Annotated in this window: 17 protein-coding genes and 4 pseudogenes; 7 read left to right on the forward strand and 14 right to left on the reverse strand. The window is 34.7% G+C overall.

Annotation, left to right across the window (positions count from 1 at the left end; translation table 11 throughout):
• Positions 1-200: 200 nt before the first annotated feature.
• Together ACFIMK_RS02865 and ACFIMK_RS02870 are read left to right on the forward strand one after the other, a co-directional pair.
• Positions 201-413, forward strand: coding sequence for a hypothetical protein (locus ACFIMK_RS02865; protein WP_375638827.1), 213 nt, complete (start codon positions 201-203; stop codon positions 411-413).
• A gap of 23 nt (positions 414-436) precedes the next feature.
• Positions 437-748 carry a hypothetical protein gene (locus tag ACFIMK_RS02870; RefSeq protein ID WP_375681463.1) on the forward strand — a complete coding sequence of 104 codons (312 nt, stop codon included), beginning with the start codon at positions 437-439 and terminating at the stop codon, positions 746-748.
• A gap of 92 nt (positions 749-840) precedes the next feature.
• Here the strand turns inward: ACFIMK_RS02870 and ACFIMK_RS02875 are convergent, their stop codons facing one another.
• The 8 genes and pseudogenes from ACFIMK_RS02875 to ssb all read right to left on the reverse strand — a co-directional run bounded on the left by ACFIMK_RS02875 (position 841) and on the right by ssb (position 5,395).
• Positions 841-1,035, reverse strand: coding sequence for a hypothetical protein (locus ACFIMK_RS02875; protein WP_375683009.1), 195 nt, complete (start codon positions 1,033-1,035; stop codon positions 841-843).
• Positions 1,032-1,701: pseudogene (locus ACFIMK_RS02880) on the reverse strand (phage antirepressor KilAC domain-containing protein). The gene ACFIMK_RS02875 and the pseudogene ACFIMK_RS02880 overlap by 4 nt, the downstream one beginning before the upstream one ends.
• A gap of 598 nt (positions 1,702-2,299) precedes the next feature.
• Positions 2,300-2,869, reverse strand: a pseudogene (locus ACFIMK_RS02885) (hypothetical protein).
• A 3-nt stretch (positions 2,870-2,872) separates the two neighbouring features.
• Positions 2,873-3,258 (reverse strand): annotated as a pseudogene (locus tag ACFIMK_RS02890) (hypothetical protein).
• 479 nt (positions 3,259-3,737) lie between these two features.
• Positions 3,738-4,133 (reverse strand): type II toxin-antitoxin system HicB family antitoxin, encoded by a 396-nt coding sequence (locus ACFIMK_RS02895; protein WP_375638823.1) that lies wholly within the window; start codon positions 4,131-4,133, stop codon positions 3,738-3,740.
• Entirely contained in the window at positions 4,130-4,330 is a 201-nt protein-coding gene (locus ACFIMK_RS02900) for a type II toxin-antitoxin system HicA family toxin (RefSeq protein WP_375638821.1), read from the reverse strand. Before ACFIMK_RS02900 ends, ACFIMK_RS02895 begins: the two co-directional genes overlap by 4 nt.
• Positions 4,331-4,396: 66 nt before the next feature.
• Positions 4,397-4,933, reverse strand: a complete 537-nt coding sequence (locus ACFIMK_RS02905; RefSeq protein WP_375638819.1) for a hypothetical protein — start codon at positions 4,931-4,933, stop codon at positions 4,397-4,399.
• A gap of 10 nt (positions 4,934-4,943) precedes the next feature.
• Positions 4,944-5,395, reverse strand: a pseudogene (ssb, locus tag ACFIMK_RS02910) (single-stranded DNA-binding protein).
• A gap of 303 nt (positions 5,396-5,698) precedes the next feature.
• On the opposite strand from ssb, the gene ACFIMK_RS02915 reads away from it, so the two are divergent.
• The 3 genes from ACFIMK_RS02915 (at position 5,699) to ACFIMK_RS02925 (ending at position 7,486) form a co-directional block, all read left to right on the forward strand.
• The gene (locus tag ACFIMK_RS02915) at positions 5,699-5,890 is read left to right on the forward strand and encodes a hypothetical protein (protein ID WP_375610932.1); all 192 of its coding nucleotides are present in this window, start codon (positions 5,699-5,701) and stop codon (positions 5,888-5,890) included.
• Positions 5,891-5,957: 67 nt separating this feature from the next.
• Positions 5,958-6,386, forward strand: a complete 429-nt coding sequence (locus tag ACFIMK_RS02920) for a type II toxin-antitoxin system HicB family antitoxin (protein WP_375610933.1) — start codon at positions 5,958-5,960, stop codon at positions 6,384-6,386.
• Positions 6,387-6,631: 245 nt separating this feature from the next.
• Positions 6,632-7,486 (forward strand): hypothetical protein, encoded by an 855-nt coding sequence (locus ACFIMK_RS02925; RefSeq protein ID WP_375683007.1) that lies wholly within the window; start codon positions 6,632-6,634, stop codon positions 7,484-7,486.
• Here the strand turns inward: ACFIMK_RS02925 and ACFIMK_RS02930 are convergent.
• The 3 genes from ACFIMK_RS02930 to ACFIMK_RS02940 all read right to left on the reverse strand — a co-directional run bounded on the left by ACFIMK_RS02930 (position 7,470) and on the right by ACFIMK_RS02940 (position 9,922).
• The gene (locus ACFIMK_RS02930) at positions 7,470-8,009 is read right to left on the reverse strand and encodes a hypothetical protein (RefSeq protein ID WP_375683008.1); all 540 of its coding nucleotides are present in this window, start codon (positions 8,007-8,009) and stop codon (positions 7,470-7,472) included. The two genes, ACFIMK_RS02925 and ACFIMK_RS02930, sit on opposite strands and share 17 nt — an antisense overlap.
• An 878-nt stretch (positions 8,010-8,887) precedes the next feature.
• The gene (locus ACFIMK_RS02935) at positions 8,888-9,229 is read right to left on the reverse strand and encodes a hypothetical protein (RefSeq protein WP_375638816.1); all 342 of its coding nucleotides are present in this window, start codon (positions 9,227-9,229) and stop codon (positions 8,888-8,890) included.
• Positions 9,230-9,670: 441 nt separating this feature from the next.
• Positions 9,671-9,922, reverse strand: coding sequence for a hypothetical protein (locus ACFIMK_RS02940; RefSeq protein ID WP_375638815.1), 252 nt, complete (start codon positions 9,920-9,922; stop codon positions 9,671-9,673).
• A gap of 207 nt (positions 9,923-10,129) precedes the next feature.
• On the opposite strand from ACFIMK_RS02940, the gene ACFIMK_RS02945 reads away from it, so the two are divergent.
• On the forward strand, positions 10,130-10,705 hold the full coding sequence (locus ACFIMK_RS02945; protein ID WP_375638813.1) for a hypothetical protein: 576 nt from the start codon (positions 10,130-10,132) through the stop codon (positions 10,703-10,705).
• A gap of 27 nt (positions 10,706-10,732) precedes the next feature.
• Here ACFIMK_RS02945 and ACFIMK_RS02950 read toward each other — a convergent pair whose 3' ends face one another.
• The 3 genes from ACFIMK_RS02950 to ACFIMK_RS02960 form a co-directional block, all read right to left on the reverse strand.
• Complete coding sequence (locus tag ACFIMK_RS02950; protein ID WP_375638811.1) at positions 10,733-10,981, reverse strand: hypothetical protein; 249 nt, start codon at positions 10,979-10,981, stop codon at positions 10,733-10,735.
• A gap of 77 nt (positions 10,982-11,058) precedes the next feature.
• Positions 11,059-11,466 (reverse strand): hypothetical protein, encoded by a 408-nt coding sequence (locus ACFIMK_RS02955; RefSeq protein ID WP_375638809.1) that lies wholly within the window; start codon positions 11,464-11,466, stop codon positions 11,059-11,061.
• Positions 11,467-11,521: 55 nt separating this feature from the next.
• Entirely contained in the window at positions 11,522-11,839 is a 318-nt protein-coding gene (locus tag ACFIMK_RS02960; RefSeq protein ID WP_375632673.1) for a hypothetical protein, read from the reverse strand.
• Between the two features lie 220 nt (positions 11,840-12,059).
• Between ACFIMK_RS02960 and ACFIMK_RS02965 the strand changes: the two genes are divergently transcribed.
• Positions 12,060-12,521 carry a helix-turn-helix transcriptional regulator gene (locus ACFIMK_RS02965; protein WP_375638807.1) on the forward strand — a complete coding sequence of 154 codons (462 nt, stop codon included), beginning with the start codon at positions 12,060-12,062 and terminating at the stop codon, positions 12,519-12,521.
• Positions 12,522-12,853 lie beyond the last annotated feature (332 nt).

A 12,853-nucleotide genomic window follows, 5' to 3' on the forward strand; every position in this document is an offset into this window, starting at 1 on the left:
TTTTAGTCCTTTCTTATATAAATTTTACCCACACACCAGCCCCGCTTTTGACGTGCAAGCAAGTGATATGAATTGATTCAAGATAAACAGATTTGAAATGAGAGAATCCTACGTTATTCGGGCGTCTAATTCAATATGAACAGAGCTAGATTATCATTATAAATCAATATCTTGTATCGGCTTATCAAGCGGGGGATGTTTTGCCCAATTCTGTTTGGTGTTTAAATCACCGCCCACGTAGTAGTCCAGAAGGGATGGTTTACAATCTGTGGCATAATATTTGGGTTGATATTTATCTTCAATCAGGGACAGGTGAAAATGCAAAGTCGGCATATGGTGTTCCGATTACGACCAATCGTAGCTATGCGGATCATGCATTTGATTTTTGGTCTGTTAGTATAAGAGATTTTTGACGAGTGATGAGTTTTCGCCAAGCATGTATGGAAGTAATCAAGCAACCAGTATTGTCGGCAATCAAGCGCCTTCTTTTAAGACGTCTGGAGGACACGTTGATACAAACAATAGACGGATGATTTTGCATATCGGTTGTGAGGATGGTTGCGGTTATGTTTGGCAATATTTGTCTGGTTGTTATCCAGTGACTAAATGGCATACAGGGGAGCAAGGAAGCAGTTTACGTGTAGACATAAATGTTATGTTGGGAGGAGGCGGTTGGACTGGTGGCTCTAACAATGATCATCTTGTGCGGAACTTTGCGCTTTCTCGTTATGTAGAAGATGAAAAATAGGCGCCCGTGGATGTAGCGAGCCACTTTATTATAATTAGCGCGAGATTGATTAGAACATCATTTTATCCAACCTCACTTATGTGGGGCTTTTGTTATGGAGCGTCATATGAGAAAGATATCGAAAGAAGGATTGGCACTTCATCTTGAAGTTTTAAAAACAAAGTTTTTTCTACTAAACTCATGGTGTCAACCATGAGCAGTACAATCTTATCACTCATATTTTCATGTCTAGAAAATTGAGATAATGCCATCCATAAATCGCATAAGAAGTTAGAACCTACCTTCATTGCACACCTTCGTGGATTTGTTCTCTCAAACATGCCGCCAATCCTTTAGGTGTGATTTTTGTTGAAGGCAGCACCTTTTCTGTTCCATCCGGTTTTTGAATGGTGATGGCAGAACAGTCCATGAATCCTTTGTTGATTTTATCCTGATTAAGGTAACAATGGACCACTTGGAGCACGTCGATACACCCAATCATTTTTACGCAAGTAATCTATTAAATCCTTTGGTCTTATCTCCAACATCTTCACGGTTTCAAACAAACCAAACAAACCATCAGAGCGTTTTAAGCCTTCTAAAGCTTTTGCTTTTGGTGCTAATTCTGAAATAACATGGTCTTTCTGCTCAATTTGATTTTGTAGATGATTTAAGGCGCCAAGTAATACTTCGGGTTTGGAGTAATCAATTTATGGAATAGCTACTTGTCTTTCCAACGGTTAATTATCTTTGCTCGTAAGGCAGTGCTGTAACTAGAAACAAGAATTAAGCATTCACGCTTTGGCGGGTTATAACAAGGGCGGCTTTCACCTTATGTTATCAAGGTAGTGCCCACCAAAATCAACCTTCTCAAATTTGAGGGCGTTAAGTTCTTCAAGCGTTTTCTTGATGTCACGCATAATATTGTCATGCCTTTTGCCACATAATTCAGTAATTTTAATAATGGTATTCATAAAGAATTCTTAGATGTTAGACGTTCCTTAATGACATTCTAAAAGAGTGCTGGTCGCTAAGAAACACGGCATCTAGTCCGTCGTTATGCCTTTCCCCGAAGGGGGGGATATGGCATAGCCACACCTGACAAAGCTATTATATGCATGTAGCATAGAATGAGTTAAAGCTTTTAAATTGCGGAAGATTAGTTATTTCGGCAACTAATCCGCTAGTTGTTTTAAGGTGTTTTTGAGGCACCTGATTTGAAAATACCTATTACTAGAATTGTCCAGTAATAAAAATTACTTTTTGCTAAGAAAACGTTTCACATACTGTACAGTGTACATATTGAAATTGTTATTTATCAATGAGTTAAGTGTACAATGTACAGTCAAATTGAAAATTCTGTCGCTAGCGATAGTTCGCACTAGCCTGTCCCGCAACGAAGCCAACCCGCTGGGAAGTACTTTTTACATTGATTTTATTGACTTTTTTATGGAAAAACAAAGCATAAGTGATAATCTGTTTTTAAAATTGCAATCAAAGTGTGTAATGCATAAACTCATAAGGATATGGAATATATAGATAAAGTTTAAGAACATAATCTAGCCTTTCTTATTAACAGCCAGCGTATTCATGATGAGCAAGTTGGTACTGTATATTGGCAATTAATCTCTCATTGGCTTTTTTTACAATAGCACTTGTAATCTCTGGCTTTGACATCACCCTAGCAATTGAGGGTCCCTCTTGTTTTGCAATGGGGAATTGATTTCCATCCACTCTTTGAAAAACATTACCATTCAGCTTTTTTAATTCAACACGCTTTGGAAAACTCCGTTCCTTGATAAAAACATGGGCAAGATTTGTTTTTTTACAAACATTTTGTAAGCCACGCTGCGTTTTGTTCTTTTGCTTTAAAAAATTTAAGAAGTATCGGTGTTCCAGGACCAATGATATCTGTCTCAAGAAACCTTGCTGTCGCCTTTTCTTTAATATAAACACCTCTTCTTATACGCTTTATTTGGGCTGATGAGATGTCGGCAATTTGCTTTTCAGTAAAGCGTTCGACTGTTTTGCTGCGGTGTTTAGAGCATTACGCACAGCCCAATTAAGGCGTGGTGCTTGAAGACTGGTGAAGGTATCCTTCACCTGTTGAAGATACCATTTTGGGTAGATGATTAACTTCAACGTCTAAGCCTTTTTAAGAGTAGGTGTTGATGATTGAGAGACCTTAGATGCTTTTGGTTTTTCGAGTAAGGTTTCTTCAGTCATTGGTTCAGATGATGTTTGTGCTACTTCTTGTTCTATCTGCTTAATTTGTTCAACTGTCTTTTCAGGTTTTGCTGTTGTTTTGACGTCAACAAAAGGTTTTGAGCATTGGCGCGCTTGAGACGTGCGTNCAGGTTTTGCTGTTGTTTTGACGTCAACAAAAGGTTTTGAGCATTGGCGCGCTTGAGACGTGCGTAGACCTGATTAGAAACTTCAACAAATGGATTATTGGGGGGTAATGGTTCAAAGCGAACAGTGCTTTTATTGTCGCCAACAACACACATTGGCTTAGTGATGACAGCTTTCATTATGGCTCCTTTTGAGTCATAATTAATGACATAATTAGTCAAATATTGATTTTTATTCTGTGAAAAATTAATTAGCCAGAGCTAACAAAAAAACAGAGCTTTTTAGCCACGTTTCAAGTTCATATTTTACTGAATTTTAGACACAACACGAATAATACAGTGTCATCATTAAATACGATTTTTTACACCATGTCAACAAAAAAATCTATATTTTTTATTTTAAAATAGAATATATAGAATTTTCTAAAACATTTTAGATTTTATAAATTATTGTGAAATTATTATAGGAGGGAAAGGCAATGACAGGTCCAGAAATATTAGATGCCATGTATATAGTATCAATGATAGTTATATCCCTCTTAACTATAGCGTTTTGTTTGCCTGCCGCCTTTTGATTTTCATTAATAGCTCGCGGATCATATGCAATTACACGCTTTTGCAAAAAAATCTAGAGTGATAAATTTTTCCAGATTGAAGAGCTAAATATTAAGCTCGTGACGCGCTGCTGTTGCCAAAAAAGCAGATCTTGTTAAACCTCTCTCTTGTGCACAATCATCAATTGCACGTAAAAGCCCTCGTTCAATTGATATATTTGTGCGTATGACTTCTGAATCATTTTCAATAAAAGGAACTTGTATTAAAAAAGCTCCTTCTGACAAAGCTGTTTTGACAGATTCCCGTTGTATAACTTCTTCAAATTTTGAAGGAATAGGCACTCTAACTATATCTTCACAATAAAGTTGGAGTGCTTCTGTTGCATTTGCGATTAAATTTTCTTCTTCATCAGCAGCAGAAAAAAGTCCCTCAAAATCAGGAAACTGAACACCAAAAGCAGATTCTTCATCTTTATGAACAAGAGCAAAAAATCTTTTCATTCTTCTTCTCCTTCTTTTAACCAGCCTGCTTGTTGTGCGATAGAACGTGCTGTACCAATCGGAAGATTTTTTTTAGGATGTGGAACGATAACAACCTTATCATCTTTTTTAAATTTATGATGAGAACCTTTCACTTTGATAAGTTCAAAGCCATCATGCTTTAATTTTGCAATGATTTTTCGGCTATCTTGTTCCATTACCTAAACTCATAATGTGTAAATATATACACATTTTAATGATTTTTCATCTGATGTCAATTCTTTTTAATGGCTAAAATGCTTATGAAGCGCATTAAGAGCAATGCGCAATGAAAGCACAAGGTGTGGTAGTGATTGATCTTCTATGACAAGATACTGTAATGCGGCATGAAGGTTATATTGACGGTGTAAACATTGAGCTTCTTGAACAACATCTTTTACAGCTAAAAGATGTTCTGTTGCCTTCTGTGCCCATTTCTCTCTTGCTCCGTTATCAGAAGTTGTAGGCATTTCATCATAAATTGCATTAGGCAATGCTTTTGCACATAGGTAATTGTTTTTCACTTCAAGATATTTTTGCGCAGCATCATATTGGTCTTGATTGATTTCGCCTTGCAAATAAAGCCGCCCAATATAGGTACCGGAAAGCGGATTTTTAGCCTCTTCTATGGTCAAGCCAAAGCGTTTGGCACGCATTTCAATTGCCAATTTATCCATGGGTTCATGCGGTGTTTTTGCTCGTGAGATGCGTCCGTTTGGTTCTCTTATGCATCCTTTTATCCGAGGACGTCCGCGTTTTGTACGTTTTTTTCTCTTTGTCATATGTTATCAATCAGAATGGGACACTATCGTTAAGAGCTGTTCTATAATCTTGAGCACCTGAAGCGATAGCATAATTTTGAGAAGTAACGGATGAAGGGGTAGGGGATGCCGATTGATCTTTCTTTACATCAAGCAAATACAACTCGCCTTTGAATTGTGGTAAGACAATCTCTGTTGTGTAACGGTCATGCCCATTTTTATCTTGCCATTTGCGTGTTTGTAATTTGCCTTCTACGTAAATCTTTGAACCTTTGTTGAGATACTGAAGTGTAATTTTTGCTAAATGTGGATTAAAAATCACCATGGAATGCCATTCTGTTTTCTCTACTTTTTGATTGGTTTTTTATCTGTATAGCTCTCAGAAGTCGCTATACTAAAATTGACTATTTCTGCTCCAGAATTCATTGTTTTGCTTTCGGGATTAGCACCAAGGCGCCCGATTAACGTCACTTTATTTAGCATGTTTTTTCTTACCTTAAATTTGTATTTTAATACATAGAAAACCTTAACATTATTTGCTTATTTTTTCAATTGTTTCAGTTTATTAATAACAGTTTTTTAAGTATTACATTATAATATTATTTGACAAATTATTCATCAAAAAAACATGTCACACAAATGGCACGGCTTTCTTATTTCTGCTTTTAACGTTTCAATAAATATCCTTTCATTAAGAGTCTGTATCAAACTTTTTTGTTCGATTTATTGTTGACTATCGAACCTTTTTGTGCGATATTCATTTTATAAAGTAAAGGGGGAGGCTAAATGAAACGAGAAGCACTGCTTAGAGAATTACGTAAAGAAGCCAGAAATAGAGGCATTCATTACAGTGAAGCTCCTGATGCAGGCAAAGGGTCATATTATTTGGTAACTTTTGGAGACAAGACAACCGTTATAAAATCTGGTGAATTGACCCCACTTTACGTGAAAATAATAAAAAAGCAGTTGAGGGTATGAGTTACTCTCTCAATGGCTTTGATTTTTCGTTTTAAAAGCATTTCGATTATGGCGAGGATACCTAAACATGGAATACACTTATCAAGCAAAACTGGAATCTGATCCAGACGGTGGTTTTATTGTAACCTTTCCAGATGTACCAGAAGCAATAACAGCTGGAGAAAATAGAGCAGAGGCATTAGAGAATGCTGTTGAAGCTTTAGCTTTAGCATTACGGAGCTATTCTATGCGCGGTTTGCCTTTACCAATGCCACAACAGTATAAAGACCTTGTAGAGGTTACTGTAGATGCATGGAATGTTCTTAAACTTGCAGTGGTAGAAGCCTTTAATGAAGCGAATATCACAAAAACAGAATTGGCTAATCGTTTGGGTAAAAAAGAAACAGAAGCAAGACGCATTCTTGATCCAAATTATCCAACGAAGCTTCAAACATTAGAGCAAACACTGAGTGTTCTTGGAAAGAAAGTCGTTATTACAATCAAAGATGCAACCTAATTTCTTCTCCACTTAAAAGCTGGGAAGATGATCATACTTCTTTTAAACTTAAGCAGCTTTTAATAGATCTTCTAAAACTCATATTGCTTCTACAATTAAAATTTTATAGCCTCTACCTTTCACTTGAATGATTCTAAAAGACACGAGATATTTGAGATACAAACTACCTACTTCATAATCACTGAGATAACTTAGATAGTATCTATCGCCCATAAGACTATAAACGTTGTAATTGTGTTAGCTTTATGAATACCATTAACTTCCTTTCTTATAAATATGAAATAGATACAGACTCAAAATTAGTTAATACAAATTGTATCGATAAATTTTTGCAGGAAGGAACGTATACTCTTACCGTGAAGAATCAATGTGCTACCTTAACAATTGAAAAACTTTTTGTGGAATCAAGTACCTACTATTGGGTTTATGTTTTAACAGGAGAAGAAAGTCCTTATAATCCTGAAGTGATTGATTCCGAAAATGGCTTTCAAAGCGTTCCTAACCCGCGTTCTAAAAAACAAATTGAACAAAATGAACAATATTTTGGAGTTTTGATTCCTACAAAATTCATTCTTTTTTCTTCAAGTAAAAAGCTAAACCAATGCTTGCAGTCACACTACAAAGAAAATTTCAAGGAAGAAATTAATATTTTACCTGAGCTTATTGATAAGCAAGATTTCGAAAAAAAATTGCATTCAATTAAAGAAATAAAACTAAAATATAAAAAACAAAAACAATTAGAACTTTTTGGAAAGCAATCAGCAAAATGCTTAGTGGAGTTGGCTAAAGATTCTCTTGATGCATTTCCCACTGATGATGTTACTGAAATAGAACTCAGCTTAGATATCAAATTTAAAGAAGAAAATAATTTAAGGGAATATTTGTGGAATTTTTTAAAAAAAGATAAAAAAAATCCTATATTGCACAAATTAAATTTTGTGGGAGATACATATGATAAGTTCGATGTAATATTTAATACTGAGAGTTTTCAGCATAGAATCCGTATTAAATCATCTAAAGATGATAATGGCGGATATAATAAAGATTTTGTAAAAAAAGAATTGATATTTGAAATCGGAAATTTCACTGTGGCTTTATAATGGAACACTGCAGTGTAAGGATAGATATATTTATTAAATTGCGTGTATACAACATAAGAAAGAGTACACGGCATAAAAAATAATACCAAAGTACAATGTTTAAATACCAAATAGCAATATCTGAGTACCACATTATGGTATCTAATGAAAAAGGAAATTTGTGTTCCACATACCTAAAAATGACAGGCAAAGAAACAGTTTCTTTATAACTATTTGGGAAAATTAAAACGACAAGCGCTAAAATTATTATATTTAAGAGTCGGTGCATATATTGTTGTAAATCACGTGTTAGTTTCACCCAACCCGTTGTACCATCATCTTTATATTTTGGGTTGTTCTGCAACTCAGAAGGAATATTAGAATTGCATAAAATTGCAAAAATAGTTGTTACTATTATCAAACCAACAGATGCGAATGTCAAAATACCCTGAATAAAGTCAATATTTTTTTTAATTTCTGAAAAACATAAAAATATAAAAACTATAATGCCAAACAAGGCTCTTAGTTGCTTATCTGTAAACATACTCATTTCCTGTGAAAAAATTATGATTTCAATTTTTTAAATTATTTTCTGATAGAAGGCACAAACTACCTTTAGTTTTTTCGCGTTTGCTTTCCTTTTAATAGCAACGTCTTCTATTGCATCCAGTTGCTTTTAGTTAACCTCATCTATTATTTATCTATAGTTGATGATCGCTTTAAGTACTAAGATCCTCTAACCTTTCATAAAGATTAAAGAAACACTCTGTTATTTCAAAAATACACGAAAGAACTTAATGACTGCTGCAATATTTTTTTACATTGATACTAGCTATTTATGTTTTTTAAACAAATATCTTGAAATTTTCACATCCTAAAATTCTTAATTTGTATTAAAGGATTCACTTAGTTTATAAATTTGGTACTGCATACAATTTTAGGAAAGTATTATACCTTAAAAAAAATTTTTAGTCACTCTTAAAACGCATATCTAATCGTAAAATGATCACCACTTTTCACTATTTTGCTAACCTGCAATGTTTTTCACTGTTCCTCCAATACCATTTAAAGTTTCTTCAAGCTCTTGCTTGTGAACAAGCGTTAGTCGTCTAAAGTGCTCTTTCGCTGTTTTTTCTTTGAGTGTTTTCTCACGTGTATTTTAATTGCTCTACGTACACTTTCGGCTTTTGAAAGAAGGTTATTTTCTACTGTCTGGCAATAAGCTAAAAGCTCTCCACAAATTGGCATAAATGTTTTTGATATCCCCATTGCTTGACCAGTTACGATATCTTCGACGCCCTTTTTCAGAGCATATGCTGAAATCCGTTCCAGCATCATGCTATAGGAAAGGATAACGGCTTTGGAATCTGTGTTCGCAGGGACTTCATGCTTGAGAGTAGGAAAGAAGCTTGCTCAATTTGCTTAACTGAAGCTTTCACAGAGAGCAACGCTTGTAGACGATTGCAAGCATCTAAGGTTTGCGCCTCCTCCTGTTTCGTCAATGTATTCCCAGTTTTCAAAGTCAATGGATACCCCAGACTGATCATTTCCATAATGACCACCTAACCGTTTCTCCTGTTCTAATCTTGCTTTTTTCTGTGCTAAAAAAAACACTTTGGATGTGTAACCCAATTGCACCCAGTCCTTTGCCAATCTCGTTTGTTTGCACTTTTTACCTGGGTTTGCTATCCAGTAATTTGTGAACCGTTCAAATTCTGACACTGCCTCATGATGCGTTAATCCTTGATCGATTGCGTATTGCAAATTAGGTTCAAAATCCGCAGGTAAGAGAAACCCATATTTTGACCTAGTCCGCTTCGCTTTTTTGGGAACGTTCTTTTGCTCGTGAATGGGAGGTTGGTTTTCTACACCCGTTGTGATTTGCTTTGGTTGGCTTTCGCAAGCATGAACCTCTGTTGGCTCGTCAATCTGTTCGTTTGTTTCTAAACTTTCAGAACAAATTTCTTTTTTTTCTAAAACGATAGTTTAGTTTTTTTATTATATATGTTATTGTTAATGACATCATTAAGCATTGCTTGTGTATTGCTAGAATCCTCACAAGCATCATGCTTAGCATCTTGATCATCACTAATTGTTTTTGCTTTATGATGTTTTGCCCATTTTGCTTGCGCTGCCTTCTGTGCTCTCTGAAAATTTATTTAAATTTTCGTTTGAGTTATTGAGTTCTTCCTCAACATCTGAATTTCACAAACGACCATCTTCTAAGCAAATGATGTGTCCAAATCTAAATAAATAATCTAATGCCTTTTGAAATCTTTTTACTGAACAACAAGTAAAATGAGATAATATTTGTGAATCATTCAAAAGAGGTTCACGCGTGTGTAACATTCTTATCCGCAACTTCACATAAACATTGACTTCCATAGGCGGTAAATCAGAAAGTTTAAATAGCCATTGGTCTGTATTAAGTCTCGTCCATGGTATTTTACTGGACATGTATACCCCCCTTCTTTCTTTAAATATAAAATTGCTAAAGAGTCTGCTTCGTTGTCGTCTTTAGGCACATGTCTTTGGAACATATCGCCCAGCCTGTCTTTGTCCCTAGATCAAGACAGAAAATCGTGTTAGTCATTTGCTATTCCATTTAAAAATATTTTTACAAAGCCGTTCGACGGTAATTATTATTCGAAATAAAGGTGGAAAATGCCTGATAATGGTGTGCTTCAAAATACAAACAATCAAGTAAACAACATTCCACTGCAACCTTTGTTTATTACATCTTGTTATGAAGAGTTTGCTGATGATATTGCATGGTTTAATTTTCACAATATAGCTCCCTTTGATATTAAATTACATTCTGTTTCTGGTGTTTACTGTCGGAAACCATGTAGTGATATTAACTGGGAACATACTAATTCTTGGCCTGAAGTATTTCTTTCTGTTGGTCAATTTAATGCGCCTTCTTTACCTTATTGCCATAATATCGAAGATAGAATTCATTTTATAAGCCCACCTGAAGTACCAGCGTCGAAAGTATTATTGTCTATAAATATTCCAGCCCATACAAAATGTTTTGCTATCATAGGTATACAATTTGGGGCCGATATTGATAGAACATATGGGGCTTCTGTTAAACTTACTTTTCAATTTTCTCCAACTTATGATTTCACAAAAATTTTTAATGCTAATATTTTTTTAGAACGTATATTTCCCCTAAAGAAGAAGCCAAACGAATCCAATCATCATGGAATGAAATGGAGGCTGCAACAGATCGATTAAAAGCATATCAATTACGAAGCGCTTCATCTAATATGCAGACCGCTTATTATGCTTCTCGAATAATCCCTGAAATTTCTCTTGGAAAGCTTGTGTGTTACCGTGTACCTCTAAGTACAACTTTGATCCTAAAGCATTTTTAGCTATTAAATGGTTATTTTCATCAAAAGAAAAATTCCAATCAGAATTACTAAAAACAATTGTACAACCATCTGGAAAACCTATTGCATGTATTAAATCTTCTGAAGAGCTAAAAGTATAACGTGGTGGTTTTTTCATTTCCTCCCCTTATGGTTGATGCGTATTTATATGTGCGCTATGGCAGAGCGCGTAGTTATAAGTTTTGAAAAATTGGATTAACTCAATTCAGACACACACTGCACGCATCTTATTAATTTGATTTCTTCTTTTCTTTTTTCGATGAGTTTATCCCTTAAGAAATCAAGCCTATTTTTGACTAAGACTATAAACAAGATCAGCTCATTTAAGCAATAAAAAGATGACAACTCTTGAGAAAAATAATTATCAAACCAAGTTGTAGTTGTAAAAGCTTGCGTAAACACAGATAAAAACCATTGATTAAAATCATCGTACGGCAATAACGGAAAATATTTTCTATCATCACGCGCAAAGATACTATGCAGCATATAGACAAAACAACCTGTTGATGAGGGATCTATGCTTATTTCAAAACATGCATCTTGAGGCGAAAGGACACCATAATATATGTTTTCCTGTCCAATCTTATTAACAAGATCAATCAACTGGACTTTGCTTATAGTGATCTGTGAGACATCTACTATCTCTGATCTTTCTTCTTTAAGAGTGTGAATGGTGCTGTTGATGTTCATTATTATCTGTAGGGGCAGCAATAAAAGCAGAATGTGAAGATAATTTAGAATCACATGATTGCGTCCTATAAAAAAACGAGAAAAAGTCTTCTGCCTTAATCGGTGCTCCAATTCTTTTAGCTTTATTCAAAAGAATTGGGATATGTTTTGTCGGAATTCTCCCACCAGTTCCGCCTTTTGATACAGGACGGAGCCAGACGTACATGCGTGTTCTATGAACCCCAAGCAACTGAGATACTCTACGCACCCCACCTAATAAATTTATTATTTCCGAAAATTGTTTCATAAGTCATATTGTGGCTTATTTAGGTACAATATCAATAGAAAATGTAACGAAAATCACAAAAGATTTTTTTTCTAACAAAGATATAATGGAAACCATGAATAACATTATGAAAATTTGGCTAAGTGAAGCCTTACAAGAATCTGGATTATCTCAATCATAGCTTGCCAGACAACTAAGTGAGAAGGTACATCGCCCTATCTACCGCTCTGCAGTCAATAAAATGCTGACAGGTGAACGAGGAATAAGTGCACAAGAAGGTATAGCAATTGAGGAAATCACGAAATACCCACTTCCACGAAAAAAAACTATACCCTTAATGGGATATGTAGGAGCAGGTTCAGAAATTATCCCCTATGAAGATGGTTGGCTTGAAGAAGTGGAAATGCCCCCGTATATTACAAAGGATACATACGCAGTAAAAGTTGAAGGCGATTCAATGGAACCTTTCATTGAAGATAAATCCATTTTATTTTATTCAGAAAACATTTCTCCAAGTTTACTTCTTAATAAAAAAGCAATTGTCTATACGCAAGATGGACGTTGTTTTGTCAAAATAATAAAGCAAGGTAGTAAGCTTGGTTTATTTAATTTAGAGAGTTTAAATAGGTTGTATCCAGAAATAAAAGATATTGCATTAATTTGGGCTGCGCCTATAGACTGGATAAAACCACCGAGATTTTAAAATAGTTAAATCATATGAGCATAATTTTCTTCTTATCGTATATTTCTGTTAAGGAGAGAATTATGCAAATATTTGCAAAATAATCGATTAGAATATTAAAATTCAATGTAATTAGTATTACTAAAGCTCTAGCTATTCTAAACATATACCCCTTTTTTAGTAATTACAGTTTTAATTTTCTAAGTGAATTTTTATATTTATGTAAAAATTTCTAAAATCGGTACATATGTATTAACATATGTTCTTAAATACACTACATTGGTATCCATAAACCACGCACAAACAATCGCCAAGAGGCGTTAGGGAGGAAAAATTATGGAAAATCCAATTCT

Origin of the sequence: Bartonella sp. AP280QHHD, from assembly GCF_042196125.1 — a bacterium.
In the GTDB taxonomy this organism is placed as follows: domain Bacteria; phylum Pseudomonadota; class Alphaproteobacteria; order Rhizobiales; family Rhizobiaceae; genus Bartonella.